This is a genomic window from Frankia gtarii (assembly GCF_025403375.1).
GTDB classification, from domain to species: Bacteria; Actinomycetota; Actinomycetes; order Frankiales; family Frankiaceae; genus Frankia; species Frankia gtarii.
Window position 1 is genome coordinate 14,604 of sequence record NZ_JAMPTM010000022.1, and the last position, 21,859, is coordinate 36,462.

Consider the following 21,859-nt stretch of genomic DNA (forward strand, 5'->3'; position numbering starts at 1 on the left):
GGACTAACGCCTTCAGGCGTCGGGGGGACCCGGTACGGATCCGTACCGGTTGGACCAGCAACGCTGGTATAGCCAGCTGCATGTTCCGTCGGGTGATGGTCGGTGTGGGTGGCGCCTACGACCTCGACTGTCACGTCGTGTGGTGCCCGCAGTACCGCCCGCCCCGTCCTGGCCGGCGCCGTCCGGGATCGCTGCGACGAGCCGGTCCGTGCCGAGTGCGCCGAGCACGAGTGGCTGGTTGTCGCGTTGGGGATCGAACACGATCGGATCGGTGGTGGCTACCACCAGCCGGGTCCGCTCGTCCGGTCCCCATCCGCCCAGCCGGGCTTCCGCCGCCCACCACAGGGTGGTGTGTCCGTCGCGGAAACGGCGGACGACCGGCGTCCAGACTCCCGGGCGCGCCGAGCCGCCCCAGGGCAACACGCCGGCGGCGTCGGTCGGGGTGCGCGCGTCGCGGCCGGACGCCCAGCTACCCCGGTGCGGGCGCAGGGCCAGCACGAACGGCAGACCCGCGGCCCGCAGCTCGGTGCGCAACGCATCGTTGTCGCCGTAGGCGCAGTCGGCCGCCACCGCCCGAAACATCACCCCGGCCTCCTGCGCGTGGCGGGCCAGGGCGACGGCGAGCTGTGGTTTCGTGCGGAAGTCCGGGTCGTTGTTCCCTCGGGGAAAATGATGGGCCGGGGTGTACGGGCGGGCGTGCAGCGGATAGTAAAGCCGTTCATCCGCCCACACCGTACTGACGCTGACGACAGCGTTGTCGGTTTTCCCCAGCCGGCCCAGCCACTGGCGGCCTACGTGCGTTGGCTGTCTCGGGGTCCCACACCGATTCCGACAGGAAGAACTGCAGCCGTTGGACCGCCGGGTGCTGCGCACCGAGGCCGGGTTCGGCGCCAGCCAGGCAGGTCAGCGTCTTGTTCCAGTCGCGGGCGGCGAGCAGACCGGTGAGGTACTCCCGGAAGCCCCGTCGCTGCGCGACCGCGGAGAACAGGTCATCGAACCGGGCCGCGTAATCCTCCAACGGGCCCGGTGCGGGTGGGCAGGGCAGGTGTCTGGTCATCATCGGCTCCTTCCCCACGAACAGCCGACGATCAAGGAAGACCCACCACAACCTTGATCTAAAAAACTACCGGTAGTCCGGGCCTGCGCGGTAAGCAACGGCAGTGTGCCAATGCGGGCCGTTCTGCCACCGCTGGCGGGCGCCGGACCCGCTCCGGATCACCCGGACGGGCCGCCCTGGGTACCCGACAGACACCATATGGTGAGATCCGCACGCACATCGAGATCCCGGGGGCCCCATGGACCAGGTCGTCCGGAGCGGCCCCCCGGGGACGGGGCACGCCGGCATGGCGCCGGGCGCGGAGTCGATCATCGCCGGCGAGGCGGTCGCCATCGACCTGCGGGTGGCCCGGCTTGGTTCGCGTCTGGTCGCCGGGCTGATCGACCTGCTCGCCCAGCTCTACATCCTGTACGTTCTCGGCGCCCTCGTCGTGCTCGTCGTGCGGCCCGACGACGACGCGCTGGTCGCCACGATCTTCCTACTGATCTACGTCACCATGGTGCTGGGCTACCCGGTGGCGTGCGAGACGCTGAGCCGTGGGCGAACCCTCGGCAAGATGGCGTTGGGCCTGCGGGTGGTTCGCGACGACGGCGGGCCCATCCGGTTCCGGCATGCCCTCGCCCGCGGGCTCATCGGCGCGATCATCGAACGCCCCGGGATGCTGCTCGGCCTGCCCGCCATCATCAGCATGATCGCCTCACGGCGCGGCAAGCGCCTGGGGGACGTGTTCGCCGGGACGGTCGTGCTGCAGGTGAGTGTGCCGCGCACGGTCGGCGCCGCGCCGTTCGTCCCGCCGCCGCTGCTCGGATGGGCGGCCCTGCTCGACCTGACCGGACTCGACGACAGCCTCGCCCTGCGCGCCCGGCAGTTCCTGAGCCGTTCCCACGCCCTGTCACCGCAGGCGCTGGACCGCCTCGGGCGAGGCCTGGTCAACGAGGTGCGCGCGGTCGTCACGCCGCCGCCACCCCCCGGCACGCCGGGTTGGGCCTACCTGTCGGCGGTGCTCGCGGAGCGCACCCGCCGGGCCTACGCACGGCTCGCCGGGCAGCGCCGGTCGTGACCCCCGCACTCGGCTTCGAGGCGCAGACGGCTCGCCGGCCGTGGCACCTGGGGGGATCCGTCCGGCCCGCCGGATTCGGGCCATCGGACCCCCACGCCCTTGACGGTCGCTAAACAATCCGAGGCGTACCGCTCACACCTGGCCCGCCGGCTCACCCGGACGGGAAACGCTCGTCTACCGTTACCAGCGGTATAGGACCGTCCATGCCAACTGCCGTGAATCGGCGCCCGTCCACAGCCAGGTTCGCTTCGCCCGAACTGCTCCGTCAGCCCGCGAGCGCCCGGTGCCGATGAGCGACCAAGCACCGGGTCACGCATGCTGGTTGAGGTCCCACGAAGATCCCGGCGGTTCCGCCGGCCCACCGAGGGGGTGACGTCGACGTCTGGCGGACGGGAGTCGAGCACTCCATCCCGACCCAGCCCGCCCGCACCCGCGGGTGGCTCGTCGCGAGGGGGATCCACCGGGGTACCGCCCCGCGCCGACGGCACGCCCCGCGGGGTCGCGGCCGAACGCGCAGCCACCCCGCCACGAGCAGCGGCGGGCGAGGCCGGGCCGGCGGGCAAGCCTGGACCGACGGGCAAGCCTGGACCGACGGGCAGGTCTGGACCGACGGGCAAGGCGGTGCCGACGGGCAAGGCGGTGCCGCGAGGCGCGGCGGGACCGGCAGCCAAGGCCGGGCCGGCTGCCGCCGGCGCGCAGATCCGTGAAGGCGCGGCGACCCGCTCGGAGCCGGCCGCAACGCGCTCGACCACGACCACTCCGACGGCGACGACCGACCGCCCGGCGACCGACGAAGCCCCGGTGACACCGGCCGGCACCGCCACCAACGGGCAGGACCGGGCCGCAGTCGGGCCGGGGCGCGGCGACACCCTCGACTCCCAAACGCCGGCCGCAGGCGCGGCGGGCGGCGGGCCGGGGGCTCGCGTCCTGCCGCGGCCGCCGGTGGACCGCCGCCGTGTGCTGAAGAAGATGGCGCTGACGGCGAGTGCCCTCGGCGTGGTCCTCGCCCTCCTGTCGCTGCCGTTCGTCGGGGCAGTGGGCCTGTTCGCCAAGGGCAGCGCGGACCACTTCCTCGGGCTGCCGAACGAGCTCATCACCCCGCCGCTGCCGCAGAGCTCGACGATTCTTGCCTCCGACGGCTCGGTGATCGCGACGCTGCGGGGGGCCGAGAACCGCATCGTCGTCCCGGGCAGCGACATCCCGAAGATCATGCGGGAGGCGATCGTCTCCATCGAGGACGCCCGTTTCTACGAGCACGGCGGGGTCGACCCGCAGGGCGTCGTCCGGGCGGCGCTGCGCAACAGCGAGGCCGGCGGGGTGGCCCAGGGCGGGTCCACGCTGACCCAGCAGTACGTCAAGAACGTACTGCTGCAGAACGCGCGCACGACCCAGGAACGTGAGGTGGCCGCCGGCGACTCGCTGGACCGCAAGATCCAGGAGCTCCGCTACGCCCTCGACATCGAAAAGCGCTTCTCCAAGGACGAAATTCTGGAGCGCTACCTGAACATCGCCTACTTCGGCGACGGCGCGTACGGCATCGGCACGGCCGCCGAGCACTACTTCGGGGTGCCCATCTCCCGGGTCACCCTCGAGCAGGCAGCCCTGCTCGCCGGGCTGGTGCAGAGCCCGTCGCGGTACAACCCGGCCGCGCACCCGCAGGCGGCGACGGTCCGGCGTAACACCGTGCTCGCCAAGATGGCCGAGAACAAGTACATCTCGCCGACGCAGGCAGATGCGGCGGAGCAGATGCCCCTGAACGTGGTGCCGGCCCCGCCGCCGGCCGCGGACTCCTGCGAGACGTCGACCGCGCCCTTCTTCTGCGACTACGTCCGTTCACAGCTACGGGCGAGCCCGGCGCTCGGCACCACCGTCGAGGAACGCAACCGACGCATCTACGAGGGCGGTCTGGTGATCCGCACCACCCTGGATCCGCTGGTCCAGGAGGCGGCGCAGGACGCGGTGAGCTCGACGATCGCCCCGGACAACCGGGTGTCCGCGACCGAGGTGGTCATCCAGCCCGGCACCGGCAACATTCTCGCGATGGCGGTCAACCGGGTGTACGGGTCGAACGCCGGCCTGAACCAGACGGTGGTGCCGCTGCCCACGAACGCGACGTTCCAGCCCGGGTCGACGTTCAAGACGTTCGTGCTCGCCGCCGCGATCGAACAGGGCTACGGCACGTCGACGGCCTTCTACTCACCGGCCTGCTACGTCAGCCCGAAGTTCCCGCTGGACCGCGGCGAGGGCGACTGCGCCAAGGGCTTCTCGAACTCCGACCCGGCCGAGGCGGGCATCTACGACATCCCCCGCGGCACCTGGGACTCGGTGAACACCTTCTACGTGCAGCTCGCGGAGAAGACCGGCATCGGCCCGGTGCTGGAGATGGCCAAGCGGCTCGGCGTCGTCCCACCGAAGGCCGACAAGATCGGGCCGACGGATGGTGCGACCGCCATCGGCGGCGGCCAGTACATGTACGTCTCGCCGCTGCAGATGGCCGACGCCTACGCGACGATCGCCGGCGGCGGCCTGCGCTGTGCCCCCCGGTTCGCCACCGGAGCCATGGACTCCAGCAAGGACCCGATCGACATCGCCCGCCCGCCGCAGTGCGAGCAGGTGCTGGCGAAGGGCGTCGCCGACACGGTGACCAGCGTGCTGGCCGGCGTTCCGATCAACGGCACCGGGACCAACGCCGCGATCGGTCGGCCGTCGGCCGGTAAGACCGGCACCACCGACGAGTACTCCGCGGCCTGGTACGTCGGCTTCACCCCCCAGATGACCGCGGCCGTGTCCGTCGGCGACCCCACCGGCGCCGAGACTCACCCGCTGCGCGGCGTCGTCGCGGACGGCCGGACCTGGCCACGGGTCTTCGGCGGTGACCTACCGGCCATCATCTGGGGCAAGTCGATGCGGGCGGCGTTGGCCAACCAGCCGGTGGTCGCGCTACCCGGCGCCGACCCGACCGTGGCCCGTGGCACCAAGGGCGGCCTGCAGAACACCCCGCCGCCTCCACCGCCCGCGCCGTCGCCGGCCCCAGGCCTCGGGGACACCCTCCAGAACCTCGGCCAGCAGCTCCTACCCGGCGTGTTCGGCCAGCCGCAGGCGCGCAACGCCCCGCTTGGCAGCCAGAACGGCGGGCAACCGACCACCCCGAACGGCGGCCAGCCGAACGGGGGCCAGCCGAACGGGGGCCAGAACGGTCAGAACGGCGGCCAGCCGAACGGCGGCCAGCCGAACGGCGGTCAGAACTAGGGGGCCGGGAGGCGACGGCCGCTGAGCCGGCGGGGGCACGGTGGCCGCGCGGCCGCAGCGGCGGCCCCAGGCGAGGTCGGGGCGGCGTGAGCCGGGCGACTCACCGGTGGTCGGTCGCCTCCACGAGGACGAGCGCGACGTCGCCGGCGGCCCCGTGGGCCGCGGCGAGCAGACCGTCCGCGACGTCGCCGATGGACCGTCGGACCCGCCGCGGCCCGGTGCCGCCGAAGCCATGCGCCGCCGCGACGGTGCCCGCGAGGGTGGTGAGGCTGACCTCGATCGGCTCCGAGCGCCGTTCCACCAGACCGTCGGTGAACAACAGCAGCCGGCTGCCCGGGGGAAGGGGCATGGTGTCCGCGACCTGGGCGCCGGCCTCGATGCCGAGCAGCACGCCGGCGCCGCCCTCCCAGTAGGACAGCCGGTCCGGTCCGGTCCGATCAGCAGCGGCGGCAGGTGCCCGGCGTTGACGATCGACACCCGGGAGCGGTCGGGCGGGAAGGCCAGGATGCACACTGTCGCCGTCGCCTCGGGATGGGACAGCAGCATCAGCCGGTTCAGCCGGTCCAGCACCGCCGCCGGCCGGTGGCCGTCGAACGCGTAGGCCCGCAGCGCGTAGCGCAGCTCGGCCATGATGATCGCCGCCCCCAGCGAGTGGCCCTGGACGTCGCCGATGACGATGAAGGCGTCACCGTCGGGGGTGTCGAAGGCGTCGAAGAAGTCCCCGCGGACCTCCGCCTGGGCGGCGGAGGCGTGGTAGCGCGCCGCCACCCGCAGGCCGGCGAGGTCGGGCAGGGTCGCCGGCAGCAGGCTGCGCTGCAGAGTGAGCGCGATGCGGTGTTCCTCGGCGTAACGGCGGGACTGCCGTAACAGCGCGCCGACGGTGGACAGGAACTCGCGCGGCTCGATGGGGTCGACGAGATAGGCGTCGGCGCCCTCGTCCAGCCCGATGCTGCGGTCGGCGGCGTCGACGGCGATCGCGGAGACGTGCAGCACCGGGACGCCGGCGGACGCGCGTTCCCGCTTGATCCGCCGGCAGACCTCGACGCCGCTCAGGTCGGGCAGGTGCACGTCGAGCACGACCAGGTCGGGCGGATGGTCGTGCATCTCGCGCAGCGCCCCTTCACCGGAGGCCGCCTCGAACACTTCATAGCCAACCCGACGCAGCCAGCTACCGAGCACGTAACGCTTGCTGACGCTGTCGTCCACCACCAGGACACGGGCGCGTTCGACGGTCACGGCCGCAGGGCGTCCACTCGGGCGAGCACGGCGTCGATGGCCCGCTGGCTCAGGGTCAGCTTCGCCAGGACGGCGACAGCCGATCCGGGACCGCGCCCCCGGCGCGCGTCATGATCACTCCAGGTGACGATGACGACCGGGATGTCGCGCAACGCCGGGTCGGCGCCCATCGCCGCGATCACCTCGCCGCCGTCCATCCTCGGCAGCATCAGGTCAAGGAAGACGATGTCGGGCGGGTCCGCGCGCACACTCGCGAGGGCCTCGTGGCCGTCGCCGGCCTCCAGGATGCGCTCCGCCCGGTCGACCAGCAGCCGGCGCATCGTCACCCGGAACGCGGGGTCGTCGTCGACCACGAGGACAGTGCCCACCCGGACAGCCGCCTCGTCGGTCGTGAGCGGCGAGTCCGCGCGTTCCTCAAGGTCGTTCTGCGAGAAGGCGCCCGAGTCCCGGGGCAGTGTCACCGTGAACGTCGAGCCCTGACCGAGCTCGCTGACCAGGTCCAGGCGCCCGCCCAGCAGCTCGCATACCCGGCACGCGTAGGGCAGGCCGAGCCCCGTACCGTCGCGCCCCCATGGCTAGCCTGCTGCCTGCGGCGGACCGGCCACCACCACCGAGGCGTCGTCGCGGCGCAGACCCGCGTCGCGCAGGATCGTCGCCGCGACGAGCAGCGGGTCGTGGCTGGCGACACCGGGATGGTCGGCGAGGTTCCAGCGGGAGCCGACCCCGTCGCTGTGCAGGACGACGAGCGCGTCCGGCGGCAGGGGGTGACGCGTCTCGGACAGGCCCCGAGCCTGATGACCGGCGATGCCCGGCCGACTGAGCAGGCCCGCACGTCGCACCCCGCCGAGGATCACCCCGGCGACGTTGCCGAGCCCGGCGAACCGCAGAACCTCCGCGGCCGGCTCCAGCACCGCGACCGCGACGGCCGCGCCGCGGGTATGGGAGATCCCCTGGTGGATCCGGCGCACGAGCTCCACCGGCCCGCTCGGCGGGTCGGTGGCCGCCAGGAAGATCCGCACCGCCTCGCCGGCCGCCCTCGCGGCGAGCTCCCCGTGCCCGAGCCCGTCGCACAGCAGCAGCGCGAGCCCGGTGTCGGTGGCGCGCACGGCGTAGGCGTCGCCACAGACGGTCTCGCCGGTGATCGGGCGGGTCAGGCCGCCGGCCCGTCGGGCGCCGGGCCCGCCGCGCGGGAGACCGGGCGAACCGGCACGGTTCGTCGGACGAAAGGTGACGACCATGGCCGTCCCGCGGCCCGGGGTCGAATGGATGTCCAGTTCGTCGGAGAGCCGGGCGATCGCCCCGAGCCCGACACCCAGGGTTCCCGCGGACGTCGCCCCGTCGCGCATCGCCGCCGAGACGTCGGCCATGCCCGGTCCGCTGTCGATCGCGACGAACTGGACCGCGGCGGTCGGACCGTCCGCGGTCGGGCCGGTCCGCCCGCTGTCCCAACGCAGCACCCGCAGGAGCAGGCGGCCGTCGTCGGAGTGGCGGACCAGGTTGGTCATCGTCTCGGTGACGGCGATGCCGAGCTCCGCACCGCGGGTCGGGGGGAAACCCAGTCGATCGGCCAGGCTGACGGCCGCCCGCCGGGCGGCCCCGGCCGAGGAGGCATCCGCCGCGCCGAACCATGCGACGTCCTCCGCCCACGGGAACGCACCGGACGCAGTCAGCGCGACCACTTCACGACCCGCACGGTGGTGCCCACCCCCGGACTGCTGTCGATCGTGAACTCGTCGACGAGCCGCCGGCTGCCCGTCAGGCCAAGACCGAGACCGGAACCGCTGGTCCACCCCTCGGTCAGGGCCAGGCCGAGGTCGGGGATGCCCGGCCCCGTGTCGGTGAACACCGCTCGCACCCCGTGGCGCCGACCGTTGTCGACGATGTCGATCATCATTTCGCCGCCACCGCCGTAGACCAGCGTGTTGCGCGCCAGCTCGCTCGCCGCCGTCACCATCTTCGTCTGATCCACCAGGGACAGCTTCGCCGCGACGGCGAGGGCGCGCACCACCTGGCGGACGCGGCGGACGCGGACGACGTCGGACTCGGTCACGATGGGATGGCGCTGCGGGTCCGTGCCCGTCATCTCACGACCGGGCAGGCTCCCACCAGGGTTACCGATCACCCGTCCGGCCCCCGTCGCCGCGACCTGCGGCGCCGGTCGCGGCCGGTTCTGCGCCACCGCGCCCTGCCTGCGCCGCGGCATATCCGGCGAGCATGTCGGGCTCCCCGTCCCCGTCGTCGTCGTCGATCTCGTCCTCGTCCGACCGGCTCACCCGGACCTCGGCACCGAGCAGGGTGAGCCCGTGCTCCAGGGTCAACGCGGTGCGCACCCCGGGCATGTACAGCCCGAGCTCGACGAGGGTGATCGCGACGGCGGGACGCATCCCGACGACGACGGTCTCGGCGTCGAGCAGCCGAGACAGCGACGCGATCGTCGACAGCATGCGGCCGATGAAGCTGTCGACGATCTCCAGCGCCGAGATGTCGATCAGAACGCCGCGGGCGCCGGTCGCCACGATCCGCTCGGACAGGTCGTCCTGCAGGTCGAGGGCGAGCTGATCGTGCAGATCCACCTGGATCGACACGAGCAGCAGGTTTCCCATCTTCAGGATGGGGATGCGATCCATCAGCGGCTCTCGGCCCCGGCCGCGCGGCGGACGAAGCGGAACCCGTCCCGGCGCAGCGCGAGCGCCTCGGCCAGCGTGGCCTTGGTGACGATCTCCCCGAACTCGATGCCGAGGCTCACCACCGTCTGGGCGATCTGCGGGCGAATACCGGAGATGATGCAGTCCGCCCCCATCAGTTGGGCGGCCATCACGGTCTTCAACAGGTGCTGGGCGACCTGGGTGTCGACCGCGCCGACCCCGGTGATGTCAATGATGGCGTGCCGGGAGCCGGTGCTGACGAGCGCCTCCAGCAGGCTCTCCATCACCATCTGGGTGCGGGCGGAGTCCAGGGTGCCCACCAGCGGGACAGCCAGCACTCCCTCCCACAGCTTGATCACCGGGGTGGACAGCTCCAGCAGCTGGTTGGACTGCTCGACGATGACCTGATCCCGAGTCCTGACGTACGTCTCGAAGGTGAACAGGCCGAGTTCGTCGACGAACGCCGGAATCTCGGCCCATCCGTATCGGATGGAACGGCACGAAACGGTCTTTTAGCTCGGTGTGGGGACTACCGACCGAGATCGCGGGCCGCAGGTACCTGGGCCGGGTCGAGCCCGAGCACCAGCGCAAGATACACGGCCGTGAAGTCGAACAGGCCGATCAGGGAGGCCAGCCGCTCCAGCGGGCCGGACCCCTCGGTACGCAGCTCGGTGACGCCGACCCCACGCTCGGCGGCGACGGCGACGGCGACCTCCGCCTGGCGGGTGACCTCGGCCCGCTCGGCGTCGGGGTCGCGCAGCAGGATCAGTCGCAGCCGGGTCGACTTCTCCTCCTCGGCCCGGTCGCGGAAGAAGTTCTCGAGTTCGTCCCCGCCGCCCGAGTCGGCGACGCCCAGACCGGCACCAAAGGGGCCGTCGAACAGCGCCACCTGATGATGGCCGGGATGCGGCAACGCGCCGACGAGAACCGGATACTTCGCGTTCGTCGCGAACTGGGCGGCGGCGTGCTCGGCCGCGACCGCCGTCACCACCGAGGTACCCCAGATCACCGGCAGCGCGCCGGCCAGCTCCAGGGCCAGGGTCTTCGCCGGGTTGACGAAGGACTCACTCGACGACCGGCAGCGGGTCGCCACCTCCTCCAGCCGGGCGGCGGCGGCCTCGACGGCGTCATCGCCGAGCCGGACGACGCCCAGGGCCTGGGCGGCGACAAGCAGCGGCACCGCCAGCGACCAGAGCATGGCCCGGGCCGGCCGCTGCCCGACGAGCGGGACGAACGACGCCCCGGCGAGCGCGGCCAGGTGGGCGAGCGGGGTGTCCGCCGGCGCGACGACACCGATCCGCGCGCCGCGCCGATGAGCCTCCTCCACGACGGAGCACGTCTCCGTCGAGGTGCCGGAGGCGGACACGGCGAGGACGACGTCGGACACGCCGACCCAACCCGGCAGACCGTGGGCGTGGTGGCCGATGACCGGAACGGGGCCCGCCGGCCCGGCGACCGCGGCCAGGATGCCGGCGGCCAGCGATGAGCCGCCGACCCCGGCGACAAGGACCGCGCGTGGTCGGCCGTCGGCGCCCAGCCGCGCCACCCCCGCCTCCTGGGCGAGAACGGCACTCTGGCGCACCTGCAGAGCCGCCGAGGCGATGTGCGGCAGCAGCGCCGCGGCGTCGCCGGTGTCGATCCGGGCCGTGTCGTCGAGGATTGCCTCGTCGAGGTACACGCCGACGCCGCGGGGTGTCAGCTCGACGCCGACGCGGCCCGGCCGGAGAACGGCACGGCCTCGTCGAGCAGCATCACCGGAATGTCGTCCCGGACCGGGAAGGCCAGGTCGCAGGCGAGACAGACCAGCACCGGAGCACCGTTCAGCTCGTCGGAGCGCAGCTCACCGTGCTTGCTGCACGGGCAGGCGAGAATCTCCAGCAGCAGCGGGTCGAGACTCATCAGGATTCCCTTCCGCCCCGGACGCGCACGAGGACCTCGTCGCGCAGCCGGCGCATCGTGGCCACGTCGGGGCCCTCGACGTTGAGCCGCAGCAGCGGCTCGGTATTGGATGAACGCAGGTTGAACCAGGACCCGTCCGCGAACGAGACGGTAAGACCGTCGAGATGGTCGACATCGGCGGCGTGCGGGGCGTAGGCCTTCTCGACCGCCTGCATCGCGGCGACGGCATCCGCCACCTCGGAGTTGATCTCGCCGGAGGCGCTGTAGCGGGCGTAGCCGGCGAGCAGGTCGGACAGCGGCCGCTGCTGGCCGCCGAGCGCGGCGAGCACGTGCAGCGCGGCGAGCATGCCGGAGTCCGCCCGCCAGAAGTTCCGGAAGTAGAAGTGGCCGGAGTGCTCGCCACCGAAGATCGCGCCGGTGCGAGCCATCTCGGCCTTGATGAACGAGTGACCCACGCGGGTGCGGACCGGAACCCCGCCGCGCTCGATGACGAGCTCGGGCACGCCCCGGCTGACGATGACGTTATGGATGATCGTCCCGCCCGGTTCGTGGGCGAGCTCGCGATCAGCCACCAGCGCCGTGATGGTCGACGGGGACACGATTTCCCCACGCTCGTCGACGACGAAGCAGCGGTCGGCGTCGCCGTCGAAGGCGAGCCCGAGGTCGGCCCCGGAGCTGCGGACCGCGGCCTGCAGGTCGCGCAGGTTCGCCGGCTCGATCGGGTTGGCCTCGTGGTTCGGGAAGGAGCCGTCCAGCTCAAAGTAGAGCGGGATCACGGTCAGCGGCAGGCCGGCGAAGGTCGCCGGGACGGTCAGCCCGCCCATGCCGTTGCCGGCGTCGACCGCGACGGTGAGCGGCCGGATGCCGGCCAGGTCGACCAGAGTGTGCAGGTAGCGCACATAATCGGCGAGGAGGTCACGTGTGGTGACCGCGCCGACGCGGCCGGAGACTGCGGGCACTCCGTCCTCGACCATCGCCCGGATCTCGGCGAGCCCGGTCTCCTGGCCGATCGGCGCCGCACCCGCCCGGCACAGCTTGATGCCGTTGTACTTCGCCGGGTTGTGCGAGGCGGTGAACATCGCGCCGGGGATGTCGAGCGAGCCGGCGGCGAAGTAGAGCAGGTCCGTCGAGCCGAGGCCGGCGGCGATCACGTCGGCGCCCTGGCTGGCCGCACCCTCGGCGAAGGCCGCGGCCAGCGGGATGGACGACTCGCGCATGTCGTGGGCGGTGACGATCCGCTCCGCGTCGAGCAGCCGCACGAACGCGGCGCCGGTGCACCGGGCGATCTCGGCGTCGAACTCTGCCGGCACGACACCCCGGACGTCGTACGCCTTGAAGATCCGCGACAGGTCGCGCATCCGGTCCCCACCCTTCTGGCTGGTGTCCCCCGCACCGGGCGAACGATCCCCCCGGGGCCCGCACGGCACCACTGCGGCCGCACTCGGTCGACCCTATCCGCCGGGTCCGACAGACCCTGGACCGCGTCCGAACAAGCCCACGCGGGACACATCGCGCCGCTCCCGCCACCTCCGGGGCCGGCCCGACGGCCACCCGGTCCCGGGGGTGGGTGGCCGGGGCCGGCACCACTCACGGGAGCAGGGACGCCGGGTCCGCCTCAGGAAGGGCTGGGCACCGCCCGCAGGTGACCGCGACGGCCCCCCGGAGGCACCTGAGGGCCGCCCTGAGAGCCCTGGGGGCCCGGGGGAGGCTCGGGACCACGCCGAGGCGTCTCGGGACCACGCCGGGAGGCCTCGCGCACGGCGTCCGCCAGCGCCTCCAGGTCATCCCCGGCAACCTCACGGCCACCCTCACGCGACGCTTCGGCCTCGAGCCGGACGACCGCCCAGCCGAGCGGCACGGTGAGCCGATCGGCGTGCGGGCCGCACAGGTCGTACGAGTGCGGCTCGACGTACGGGGACAGCGGGCCCAGTACGGCTGTCGACTCGGCGTAGGCATACGTGAGCGTGGCGACCGCGGCTGCGGAACAGGCCGAGCGGGAGCAGCGCCGAGGCTTCACGTTCCGGACGGTAGCCCCCGGAACGGGCGACGGCCACCACCTATCGTCGTGTCGCGTGACGCGAGGCTGAATAGTCACGCGTTGTCGACCATATCGTTGCGCCGCGCGTCCGAACTCCGGCGTGGCAACGGCATCCGACGCGACATCGAGATCATCAAGATCGTGGAACCTCCTCGGGCTGGGAGGGAAAACCGGGGTCAGTCGCCGGGACGGTGGGGTGTTGGTGGGGCGACCGGATCGCTACGGCCGCCGGGGCCGATCGCCCGGCGATCGGCGGGCGCGCGACACCCCGAATAGTGCCGGGGTGGACACGCGCCCGTCGATCGCCGGCCGGAGCCCCTGCCACGAACGCTACGCTCACAGGGTGACCGAGCTCGAGCGGTTCCCGGCGGCGGCCCGCCCGATTCCCCCGCGCCGGCGCCGCGATCGCCGGGGTCGGGGCATCCGCGGGGCGCTGCTCCCGTCCGACGTGCCCGCCTACGCCACCCGCGGGGATCGCTTCGACGACTTCGTGCTGGACGCCGTCGAGCATCTCGACCATCGATGGTCCGCGGAGCTGTCCGACGTCGAGTTCGCCGTCGAGGACGTGCCACCGGTGGCGGTGGCCGACACGGAGATCCCGCTCGCCCGGTACCAGCCAGCCACCGGAAAGGGCCGCTCGAGCACTCCCCGCCGCATTGTGGTATATCGCCGGCCCATTGAGGCCAGAGCGGTGGACAACGAGGACCTGGCCGAACTCGTGCTGGACGCGATCATCCACGAGGTGGCCGAAATGATGGGGGTCGATCCAGCCGTGATCGACCCGGAAGGCCACGGCTGGGGCGAGGAGGAGTAGGCCGCCCACCGCCCGCACCAGACGGCGGCCACCGCCCGCGCCCCGGGAGCACGACCCCACCCAGGGAACACGCCCGTCCGAGGGAGACCGTGACCAGGAACCCCGCGTCCACGCAGCCCGCCGGCGAATCCTCCGGTGCGGGCCCACAGGTGCCGGTGGGGTCCCCCCGCCTGCTCGCGCTGCACGGTGCCGAGCAGCCCTACGCGTGGGGGTCGGCGACGGCCATCCCCGAGCTGCTCGGCACCCCCGCGGCCGGTGGTCCGGTCGCGGAGTTGTGGCTCGGGACCCATCCGGTGGCACCGGCGCTCGTCGAGGCGGACGGCGCCCGCCGCCCGGCCGCCGACCTCGTCGGCCCGCTGCCGTTCCTGCTCAAGGTCCTGGCGGCGGACAAGGCGCTGTCGCTGCAGGTACATCCCGACCGGGCGCAGGCCGCCGCGGGCTTCGACGCGGACGACGCCGCCGGCCTCGCCGTCGACGATTCCCACCGGCGCTACCGCGACCGCAACCACAAGCCCGAGCTCATCGTCGCCCTGTCGCCGTTCCGGGCGCTCGCGGGAGTCCGGGATCCGGCGCGCACGCTCGCGGTCGCGGACGGGCTGGGGACCCCGGCACTGGTGGCCGCCTTCCGCCCCCTCGCCGACGATCCTGCCGCCGGCGCGGCCACGGTGCTGCGAACCCTGCTGACCATGCCCGCCGGCCCCGCCGGGGAGCTGATCGACGCGCTCGTCGCGGCGGCCGAGCGGCTGCGCCGCGCGTGCGGCCGGGGCTCGGCCGGTGGCGGGAGCCACGGCGGACCGGCTCTCGACAACCCGCGCGATGGCGGCGAGGACGACCTCGCTCGGGCGGCGGACCTGATCGGGCGGCTCGCGGCAGCGCACCCGGGCGACGTCGGCATCGCCGCGGCGTTGCTGCTCAACGACGTGACCCTGCGCCCCGGCGAAGGGCTGTTCCAGCCGGCCCGGATGCTGCACGCCTACGTCGCCGGGCTCGGCATCGAAATCATGGCCACCTCGGACAACGTGCTGCGCGGCGGACTGACTCCCAAGCACATCGACGTCGACGAGCTGCTGCGGATCTTCGACCCCAGGCCGAGCGACGCACCGGTCCAGACCCCCCGCACCATCGCGACCTCTCCCGGCGGGCTGCTGCGCGGCTGGGACGTCCCCGTCGCCGACTTCGCCCTCACCGAGGCCGTGTGCACCGGCGGCGGCGGTGTGTCGGTGGGCTGCCCGACGGTGCTGCTCGCGGTCGAAGGACGGGTCAAGGTCACCGCGACGGCTGACGACGGGACCGTCGTCGCCCCGCTGGAGCTGCGCCGCGGCGGATCGATGCTGGTCACGGGCCGCGCCGCGGTCACGCTGACCGGTGCCGGCCGGGTCTTCCTCGCCGCACCGGGCCACTGACCGACAGCTCGCCGCCGCTACTCAGGGTCCGCCGACGGCGGGCCCCTCAGCGGTAGGGCAGGGCCGGGTCGGCCACAGCCGGCGGGGCGTCGAGCAGCCGAGGCGCTCCCTCCAGCGGGACGACCGCGGACAGGATTTTCGGCAGCACCAGCGGGGGCGCGGCCTGCCCGCTGCCGACGCCGGCGCCGGCTGGCGCGTCCTGAGGCGGCGCGGCGGACGGGACCAGTGCCTGCTCGGTGTCCACGGCCCCGGCCGGGCCCGGTGGCTGGGCGGTGCCGACGACCGCGGTCGCGACCAGCGGTCCGCCAACCGCGACGAGGCGTCCCCCGGCCGGTCGCGACGGCCCGCGGACCAAGGCGACCGTCCCGGCCCGCAGCCACACGGGATCACCGTCGAGCCAGGCCGTCACCGGCCCGGCCGGCGCGGCGAGCACGACGGCCCCGGCGGCTCCCGCCGGCGGCGACGGCACACCAACCGCCGCGTCGGGCGCGGTGCCGGCGCCGGCGGTGGGTCCGGCCGCGTCGGACAGCCCGATGCCCCGACCGAACGCATCCAGACCGCGGCGTCCCGACGCGGCGTCGAGCCGAACGGCGCCCGCCCAGGTCGACACGCCAGCCCAGCCCGAGGCCACGCCCAGCTCGGCGACCACCGGGGCGGCATCTGTGACCGACTCGACGAGAACCGCCGACGCCCCGCCCGGTGGCAGCGGCACCGGCATGGTGATCGCGCCGGTGGTCGGCACCCGCACCGCTTCCAGACCCACCGGGGTGTGCCGGCCGGACGCGGTCAACACGCTGACGCGCACGGTGGCCGCCCGGTCGGGCGCGGCAAGCACCAGGCGCGCCGCCGGGCCGGGTGGTCCCGCCGGGACGACCACCCCGCCGAGTAGCAACCGGCGGGCCGGCGGGGCGGTCACCGGCACGAGTCGGGGTGCGGTGAAAGGGCCGCCGATGCTCGACCGATCCACCATCCAGGCGAGCACCCGACCGGAACGCACCTCGACGGCGAGTGCCGTCACGGCGGCCTCCGGCGCGAGCGCGGCGAGCCGGCGGGTCACCGCGTGCCCGGGCGGCACGGAGATGTCCTGCGGCGCGGTGGCCGTGCCGTCCGTGAACACCCGCACACCGACCTGCGCGGGCTGATCGGCCAGGTTCGACAGGATCACGATCGGGTCGCGGCCGGCCATGGTCGACGGTCCGGCGAACCAGCTACTGGCCTGCGGCGGGGTGCAGCGCGCCCGCACCGGGCCCGCGCCGTCGCCGGTTCCCGTGACGATTGCGGACAGACCCGGCGCCGAGGTGCCCCGGGCGGACACGAGCAACGAGCCGCGGTCACCCCTCGTTGCGGCGGACGGCAGGGTCAGCGCCGCGCCGCCGAGCCGGGTGCGCAGCTCGGCGGGCCGGGTGGCGACCCGTACCCGACCGTCGGCCGTCCCTGCGGTGCGCACGGCGAGGTCGAGGGGGCCGGCCAGCACGGGGTCGCGAGCACCGAACGGCGTCGTCGTCAGCTCCGGGCAGGCCAGCAGCGCGGCCGACACCGGCCAGTTACCGGCCGGAGCGGGGCTGACGCCCTCGTCGGCGAGGAAGGCCCCGCCGATCCCAACGACGGCCACCGACACGAGCACGCGAGCGGCGGCGCGGCGGCGCAGCGGCGACCTGGCGGCGCTGGGCCCACCGGGTGGGGACGTCATGGGGCCTCCTCCACCGATCCCGATCCCGATCCGCGACCGGTGCGACCGGCGCGGCCGAGGTCACGCCCGGACGGGCCCGCGGTGGGTGGCACGTCGGTGTCCAGTGGAGAGCGACGCGGCCGGCGCGCGATCGCAATGCCCGACAGCAGCAGCGCGCCGAGCGCCGCGGCCTGCGCGAGCACCAGCTCGTGTGCGCGACCGTCGTCGCGGTGAAGACGAACCGTGCCGCCCTGCGCGGGTAGGCGGAAGCCTGCCGCCCAGCCCCAGGCGGCGAACGGCCGCAGCGGTCGGCCGTTCAGCCAGGCGCGCCAACCGGCCCCGGCCGGCGCCGCGAGAATCAGGTCCCGTTGCGGGGCCCGCGCGGCGCCGGACAGGGCCGCAACACGGCCGCCAGGCGGCAACCGGCGGGCCGTGGTCGGGGCCGCCGGCAGCGGCTCGACCACCGGCGTTACCGGCGTCACCGGCGTCACCGGCGGCGTGGAACTCCCGGTGGGATCCGGTGGAGCCGTCCGCGGCTGGAGGTCCGAGTCCACGACGAAGGCCGGCGGGACGGCGGCGGTGGCTCGACGGGACGCTGGCGTCGGCGCCGTCTGGTCGGAAGTCGCCGGGCGCCAGAGCAGCACGCCCGGACGGGCCCGGTCCCGCAACAGCGACGGGGTCGCATCGAGGCGGGTGACTAGGTCCGCCGGCGCGTCCATGGCGGGAACGGCGATCGCGGCGACGCCGAGCAGCGGCAGCCAGCCGGCCGCCTGGTCACCGCCGACCGCCAGATCGGCGACGACGTCGGCGAGGAAGGTGGCCGCCCGTCGAGGCGGGCGAGCCTGGCCGGCCGGGAAGCGGGGACCGTCGGCTGCGGCGAGGATGTACCGGATCAGGCCGGACCGATCGGACCGGTACAGGACGAGGAGGCTGGACCCGGCCGGCTCGGTCCGGGTCTCGGCCTGCACCGCCCGCACCATCGCCGACGGGCCGGTGCCCGACCAGGGGACCTCGGTCGCGGTGACCTCGGTGGCCGCTCCCCCGCCGTCGTCTCCCCCGGCGTCATCGGCGGCCCCGGCCAGGTCCAGGGAGCCGGCCCGGTCCGCAGGGATAGCGGAATCCCGGCTCCAGGCGGTCGGGCTGGCGCGCCACCCCGGGCCCACGGCGAGATGACCGGCGGCGAGCCCGGCGGAGCCGGCGAGGATCAGCGCCGTCACCGGGAAGGCGACGATCCGGGTCAGCCGGCCGGTGCCCGGGCCCGCCCCGACCCTGGGGGCTTCTCCCCGACGACGCGGGGCGCGGACCGGACGGCACGCGCTTGCCGCCGCGAGCAGGGCACCGCCGAGGGCCAGGCCGTACTGCGGGCCGGCCCACCAGCCCTCGCCGCCCGCGATCCGCTGGTCTGCGTCCCCGGCGAGGCGCGCGGTGAGCAGTACGGCGAGCAGACCCAGTGCGGCCAACGACCAGCCGATCCGGCCGGCCCGGTCCGACCCGTCCCGACCGGACCATCGGCCCAGCAGCCAGCAGATCAGGCAGCCGGCCAGGAATCCGACCACGGCGGCCTTCGGGCGTTCCCCCGCGCCCGCCACCAGCGCGATGGAGTCCTGGGGGAACCGGGCCAGTGCCGCCGGCGGCTCGGCGCGGATCCCCGCGCCGCCCGCGTACAGCGCCGGGATCAGCGGGATGATCGTCGCTGGGAGCGCAGCGGCGACGTCGGGCAGCCGCCGGCGGACCGCAAGCAGCGCCGCGGCCGGGAGGCCGATCCACACCAATGGCGTCATCGACGGAGCACAGGCGACGAATCCAGCCAGGCAGACGGCCAGAAGCCAGATCGCCCGCAGGCGTCCGCCGGCCAGCCCGGCGCGGCCGCGCAGCACCGAGTCGGTGGCGGCGAGCACGGTCGGGAGCAGGATCAGCGCTGCGACGGTGTCGCCGCGGCCAGCGGCGACCGCGCCGGTCATCACCGGGCTGGCTCCGTAGGCGGCGGCAAGCCCGAAGCGGGCGGCTGGACGCGGACCGAGCCGGGCGAGCGCCCGGTGCGCGGTCAGACCGGCAAGCGCCGGCCCGGCGGCGAGCAGGAGCCAGCCCGCCGCCGCGGGCCGGCCGCCGAGCAGGCTCGCGGCGGCGGCGAGCAGCGCGGTCCACGGCGGGGGCGGCCCCGTACCGTCGAGCGGGGCGCCGGCGGTGCCGACCCGGCCGGACCAGATCATCGTCCACAGGTCTCGGACGCCGGCGGGCAACGGCAGGCCCGCGCCGAGCACGTCCGCGGGTAGGTCGCGCAGCGCGACCACGCCGACGACGCCAAGCAGGCACGCGAGCAGGACCGCCGCCCGGGTCGATCGCCGGCCGGGCGGGATGGCCACCACGCCGCCAACCCCGGCCGGGACGTGGTGGCGCGTGCCGAACTCGCCAGCCCCGACGTCGGGGAGGCCCACTGCGGGGCTCCGCGCAGCCGATCCGGGTCGGCGCCGCAGTCGGGCGGGAAACAGGGAACGGATGGCGTGGTGCGAGACCGCGCGGGTGCGCCCGGCGCGCCGACGCATCCGCGCCAGCTGGCGGGGCCGGCTCAGCACGGCGAACGGCAACGCCACCTCGATGACCGCCGACCGCAGCCGCCCTCGCGACACCAGGCCAAGCGCCCGCGGAAGCGCCGCGACGAGGATGGCGACCCCGGCCCCGGGCAACAGCGGCCACGCCGTGTTCGCCAGGCGGACCCGGAGCGCACCGGCTCGGTCCGCCGGCACCCACGCCCGCCGAGCCCGCAAGTCCCGCCGGCTCTGCCGATGCCGCGAGCCGGCCGAAGCGCCGGCGACGGCCGCGGGAGCGCCAGCCGAAGCTCCGGCTGAGGCGGAAGCCGAGCCGGGAGCGGGAGCGGCCACTTCGGCGGGGGGGACAACCTCGGCGCGGGCGGTCATCGTCGCCATGGGGACGACGACGACCCGCAACCCGGCGCGGGCGGCCCGCCAGCCGAAGTCGATGTCGTGGCCGCCGTCGAGCTCAGGGTCGAGACCGTCGAGCAGCCGCCAGGCGGCCGCCCGGATGAGCATGCCGGAGCTGGCCACGGTGAGCACGTCGCGCACCCCGTCACGCTGGCCCCGGTCGATCTCGCCGGGCCGCACACCGGTGTACCGGCGGCCCGCGCGGTCGACGCTTACCCCCGCCTCGAGCAGGATCGACCCCGGCGGCGAACCGGATGACGACGGCCCTGGGTGCCCGACGCGGAGCTTGGGACCGAGCACGGCGGCGCCGGGGTCGAGCCGCGCGCAGGCCAGCAGGGTGCGCAGGGCGTCGGGAGCGGGCAGGGCGCCGTCGTCGAGCAGCCAGACGTAGCCCTCCCGCGGCGGCCCGCCGATGTGCGCCAGGCCCGCGGCCACCGCCACCCCGAGGCGGGTGCCGGCGGCAAGCTGGACGACGGTCGCCGGGCCAGAGCCCGCCGTTTCTCGCAACACCCCGGACGCCGACGGCGCGCCGGCCCCGTCACCTGGGATGGCTGCGGGGACCGTCACCGTTTCAGTAGGGGATGCGCCGCGCGGCCGTGGAAGGTGGACGGCGGCTGGCGGCGCGGCGTTGGCACCGCCGCCGAGGCGGACCTCGACGACCTGCAGGTCGAGGGCCTGGTCGGGCGGCGGCGCCTGAGTCGACACCGCCGAGCGCAGGGTCTGCGCGGCGCCCGGCCGGCCGCCGTGCACGCAGACGGCCACGACCCGGGTCGTGGCCGCCGGCAGACGCGGTCCGGGCGGGGACGCGAGTGCACGCGGCGCGGCCGGGCCGCCCACACCCTGCCGGACGCCACCCACCGCCCGGGTTCAGACCGCTCGACGCCGTTGCTTGCGTCGCTCCCGTTCGGACATGCCGCCCCAGATCCCGAACCGTTCGTCGTTCTCCAAGGCGTACTCGAGGCACTCGGCCCGAACCTCGCAGCCCGAACAGATGCGCTTTGCCTCCCGGGTCGAACCACCCTTCTCAGGGAAGAACGCCTCGGGATCCGTCTGCGCGCACAGGGCGCGCTCCTGCCACTCCATCACCTCGCCGAGCAGGTCACCCAGCCCCAGATCGATCACTGGGGCGAGGGCGTCCGGCACGTCGCCGATGGGGTCGCCGACGGCCTCGACGGCCAGGTCGTCGGCGTCGAGATCGTCGACGGCCGGGTCGGCGTCGACGTCGACCTCATCGCCCGCGCGAACGATGACGTCGACATCTGCCTCGGCCCTCGGGCCGGAGGCAGTCGGGGTGGCACCGCCGGCCAGGTCGGGCGAGCCCGACCTGGCCGGCGGAACGCTGGTCGCGGCCAGCTGGGACCGCAGGTACGGCTCCGGTGTGGCCTGGGTGGGCCGTTCGGCATGCACCCGCTCGGAGTGGTCACCGAACGGGTCATGCTCAGCGGGACGCTCGACGTCCGCGAGGACGGTGTGGACGCCCGCGTCGGTGTGCTCCATGGGGACTCCTCCAAACCCGTCGCGGTGCGGTCGGCCACCCCCTGGGCGCCGGCGCGCAGGTGACTGGTTCCACACCGGTCAGGCGACGCACTACCGCACGAACCTCGCCAGCGAGGGGAATGACACGCCGGTAATTACACGCTTCCGAGTCGGTCGCGTCAACCCCACCAGCGCAACATCTTCTACAACCAGCGATGAAACCATAGCTCACAGTCACTGCGCACCATCGCCGAGGGTCTGGGCAGCCTTCCAATCAGTAACTGTGTGCAATCGGTCCGACGGCGATGACCGCATTATGCCGTCTGAAGCTAACGGACATAAAGGGCCTAAACGGGCAAGGACGCAATCAGACA

At 74.1% G+C, this 21,859-nt stretch carries 19 protein-coding genes and 2 pseudogenes; 4 read left to right on the forward strand and 17 right to left on the reverse strand.

Going from position 1 to position 21,859, the window contains the following annotated elements; all coding sequences use genetic code 11:
- Nucleotides 1–12: 12 nt before the first annotated feature.
- The gene (locus NBZ83_RS34475) at nt 13–780 is read right to left on the reverse strand and encodes a transposase (RefSeq protein WP_368861804.1); all 768 of its coding nucleotides are present in this window, start codon (nt 778–780) and stop codon (nt 13–15) included.
- Nucleotides 719–1,057 (reverse strand): hypothetical protein, encoded by a 339-nt coding sequence (locus NBZ83_RS34480; RefSeq protein WP_368861806.1) that lies wholly within the window; start codon nt 1,055–1,057, stop codon nt 719–721. Before NBZ83_RS34480 ends, NBZ83_RS34475 begins: the two co-directional genes overlap by 62 nt.
- Before the next feature lie 286 nt (nt 1,058–1,343).
- Here NBZ83_RS34480 and NBZ83_RS06035 point away from each other — a divergent pair, with 286 nt between their 5' ends.
- Together NBZ83_RS06035 and NBZ83_RS06040 are read left to right on the forward strand one after the other, a co-directional pair.
- On the forward strand, nt 1,344–2,117 hold the full coding sequence (locus NBZ83_RS06035) for an RDD family protein (RefSeq protein WP_261574502.1): 774 nt from the start codon (nt 1,344–1,346) through the stop codon (nt 2,115–2,117).
- 315 nt (nt 2,118–2,432) lie between these two features.
- Nucleotides 2,433–5,366, forward strand: a complete 2,934-nt coding sequence (locus NBZ83_RS06040; RefSeq protein WP_438803293.1) for a transglycosylase domain-containing protein — start codon at nt 2,433–2,435, stop codon at nt 5,364–5,366.
- A gap of 100 nt (nt 5,367–5,466) precedes the next feature.
- Here the strand turns inward: NBZ83_RS06040 and NBZ83_RS06045 are convergent, their stop codons facing one another.
- The 12 genes and pseudogenes from NBZ83_RS06045 to NBZ83_RS06095 form a co-directional block, all read right to left on the reverse strand.
- Nucleotides 5,467–5,715, reverse strand: a complete 249-nt coding sequence (locus tag NBZ83_RS06045) for a SpoIIE family protein phosphatase (protein WP_261565323.1) — start codon at nt 5,713–5,715, stop codon at nt 5,467–5,469.
- 131 nt (nt 5,716–5,846) lie between these two features.
- Nucleotides 5,847–6,470: pseudogene (locus NBZ83_RS06050) on the reverse strand (PP2C family protein-serine/threonine phosphatase); the annotation flags it as partial.
- Between the two features lie 128 nt (nt 6,471–6,598).
- Entirely contained in the window at nt 6,599–7,063 is a 465-nt protein-coding gene (locus tag NBZ83_RS06055; protein WP_261574503.1) for a response regulator, read from the reverse strand.
- 39 nt (nt 7,064–7,102) lie between these two features.
- Nucleotides 7,103–7,147, reverse strand: a pseudogene (locus NBZ83_RS34245) (hypothetical protein); the annotation flags it as partial.
- A 30-nt stretch (nt 7,148–7,177) separates the two neighbouring features.
- Nucleotides 7,178–8,281 carry an ATP-binding protein gene (locus NBZ83_RS06060; RefSeq protein ID WP_261565264.1) on the reverse strand — a complete coding sequence of 368 codons (1,104 nt, stop codon included), beginning with the start codon at nt 8,279–8,281 and terminating at the stop codon, nt 7,178–7,180.
- Entirely contained in the window at nt 8,269–8,685 is a 417-nt protein-coding gene (locus NBZ83_RS06065) for an ATP-binding protein (protein ID WP_261565263.1), read from the reverse strand. Before NBZ83_RS06065 ends, NBZ83_RS06060 begins: the two co-directional genes overlap by 13 nt.
- Nucleotides 8,686–8,713: 28 nt before the next feature.
- Nucleotides 8,714–9,229 (reverse strand): STAS domain-containing protein, encoded by a 516-nt coding sequence (locus NBZ83_RS06070; protein ID WP_261565262.1) that lies wholly within the window; start codon nt 9,227–9,229, stop codon nt 8,714–8,716.
- Entirely contained in the window at nt 9,229–9,606 is a 378-nt protein-coding gene (locus NBZ83_RS06075; protein WP_261574504.1) for an STAS domain-containing protein, read from the reverse strand. The genes NBZ83_RS06070 and NBZ83_RS06075 overlap by 1 nt, the downstream gene beginning before the upstream one ends.
- A 170-nt stretch (nt 9,607–9,776) precedes the next feature.
- Nucleotides 9,777–10,925, reverse strand: coding sequence for an SIS domain-containing protein (locus NBZ83_RS06080; RefSeq protein WP_261574505.1), 1,149 nt, complete (start codon nt 10,923–10,925; stop codon nt 9,777–9,779).
- Nucleotides 10,926–10,942: 17 nt separating this feature from the next.
- Nucleotides 10,943–11,146 (reverse strand): Trm112 family protein, encoded by a 204-nt coding sequence (locus NBZ83_RS06085; RefSeq protein ID WP_136448926.1) that lies wholly within the window; start codon nt 11,144–11,146, stop codon nt 10,943–10,945.
- The gene (locus NBZ83_RS06090) at nt 11,146–12,504 is read right to left on the reverse strand and encodes a phosphomannomutase/phosphoglucomutase (protein ID WP_261565259.1); all 1,359 of its coding nucleotides are present in this window, start codon (nt 12,502–12,504) and stop codon (nt 11,146–11,148) included. The genes NBZ83_RS06085 and NBZ83_RS06090 overlap by 1 nt, the downstream gene beginning before the upstream one ends.
- Before the next feature lie 257 nt (nt 12,505–12,761).
- Nucleotides 12,762–13,163 (reverse strand): DUF3499 domain-containing protein, encoded by a 402-nt coding sequence (locus NBZ83_RS06095; protein ID WP_261565258.1) that lies wholly within the window; start codon nt 13,161–13,163, stop codon nt 12,762–12,764.
- A gap of 364 nt (nt 13,164–13,527) precedes the next feature.
- Here NBZ83_RS06095 and NBZ83_RS06100 point away from each other — a divergent pair, with 364 nt between their 5' ends.
- Together NBZ83_RS06100 and NBZ83_RS06105 are read left to right on the forward strand one after the other, a co-directional pair.
- Entirely contained in the window at nt 13,528–13,998 is a 471-nt protein-coding gene (locus tag NBZ83_RS06100) for a metallopeptidase family protein (protein WP_261565257.1), read from the forward strand.
- Between the two features lie 89 nt (nt 13,999–14,087).
- Nucleotides 14,088–15,401, forward strand: a complete 1,314-nt coding sequence (locus tag NBZ83_RS06105; RefSeq protein WP_261574506.1) for a type I phosphomannose isomerase catalytic subunit — start codon at nt 14,088–14,090, stop codon at nt 15,399–15,401.
- 46 nt (nt 15,402–15,447) lie between these two features.
- Here NBZ83_RS06105 and NBZ83_RS06110 read toward each other — a convergent pair whose 3' ends face one another.
- From NBZ83_RS06110 to NBZ83_RS33675, 3 genes are all read right to left on the reverse strand, one after another.
- Complete coding sequence (locus tag NBZ83_RS06110; RefSeq protein ID WP_261565255.1) at nt 15,448–17,091, reverse strand: DUF5719 family protein; 1,644 nt, start codon at nt 17,089–17,091, stop codon at nt 15,448–15,450.
- Nucleotides 17,088–20,771, reverse strand: coding sequence for a glycosyltransferase (locus NBZ83_RS06115; RefSeq protein ID WP_261574507.1), 3,684 nt, complete (start codon nt 20,769–20,771; stop codon nt 17,088–17,090). Before NBZ83_RS06115 ends, NBZ83_RS06110 begins: the two co-directional genes overlap by 4 nt.
- Nucleotides 20,772–20,876: 105 nt before the next feature.
- The gene (locus tag NBZ83_RS33675; protein ID WP_368861802.1) at nt 20,877–21,506 is read right to left on the reverse strand and encodes a WhiB family transcriptional regulator; all 630 of its coding nucleotides are present in this window, start codon (nt 21,504–21,506) and stop codon (nt 20,877–20,879) included.
- Between the last annotated feature and the right edge of the window lie 353 nt (nt 21,507–21,859).

What these genes read in the sequence shown, in the direction of transcription:
- NBZ83_RS06110 (WP_261565255.1), bottom strand. Translation starts at nt 17,091, where the DNA reads ATGACGTCCCCACCCGGTGGGCCCAGCGCCGCCAGGTCGCCGCTGCGC.
- NBZ83_RS06065 (WP_261565263.1), bottom strand. Translation starts at nt 8,685, where the DNA reads ATGACGGGCACGGACCCGCAGCGCCATCCCATCGTGACCGAGTCCGAC.
- NBZ83_RS34480 (WP_368861806.1), bottom strand. Translation starts at nt 1,057, where the DNA reads ATGACCAGACACCTGCCCTGCCCACCCGCACCGGGCCCGTTGGAGGAT.
- NBZ83_RS06085 (WP_136448926.1), bottom strand. Translation starts at nt 11,146, where the DNA reads ATGAGTCTCGACCCGCTGCTGCTGGAGATTCTCGCCTGCCCGTGCAGC.
- NBZ83_RS06035 (WP_261574502.1), top strand. Translation starts at nt 1,344, where the DNA reads ATGGCGCCGGGCGCGGAGTCGATCATCGCCGGCGAGGCGGTCGCCATC.
- NBZ83_RS06040 (WP_438803293.1), top strand. Translation starts at nt 2,433, where the DNA reads ATGCTGGTTGAGGTCCCACGAAGATCCCGGCGGTTCCGCCGGCCCACC.
- NBZ83_RS06090 (WP_261565259.1), bottom strand. Translation starts at nt 12,504, where the DNA reads ATGCGCGACCTGTCGCGGATCTTCAAGGCGTACGACGTCCGGGGTGTC.
- NBZ83_RS06070 (WP_261565262.1), bottom strand. Translation starts at nt 9,229, where the DNA reads ATGGATCGCATCCCCATCCTGAAGATGGGAAACCTGCTGCTCGTGTCG.
- NBZ83_RS06045 (WP_261565323.1), bottom strand. Translation starts at nt 5,715, where the DNA reads ATGCCCCTTCCCCCGGGCAGCCGGCTGCTGTTGTTCACCGACGGTCTG.
- NBZ83_RS33675 (WP_368861802.1), bottom strand. Translation starts at nt 21,506, where the DNA reads ATGGAGCACACCGACGCGGGCGTCCACACCGTCCTCGCGGACGTCGAG.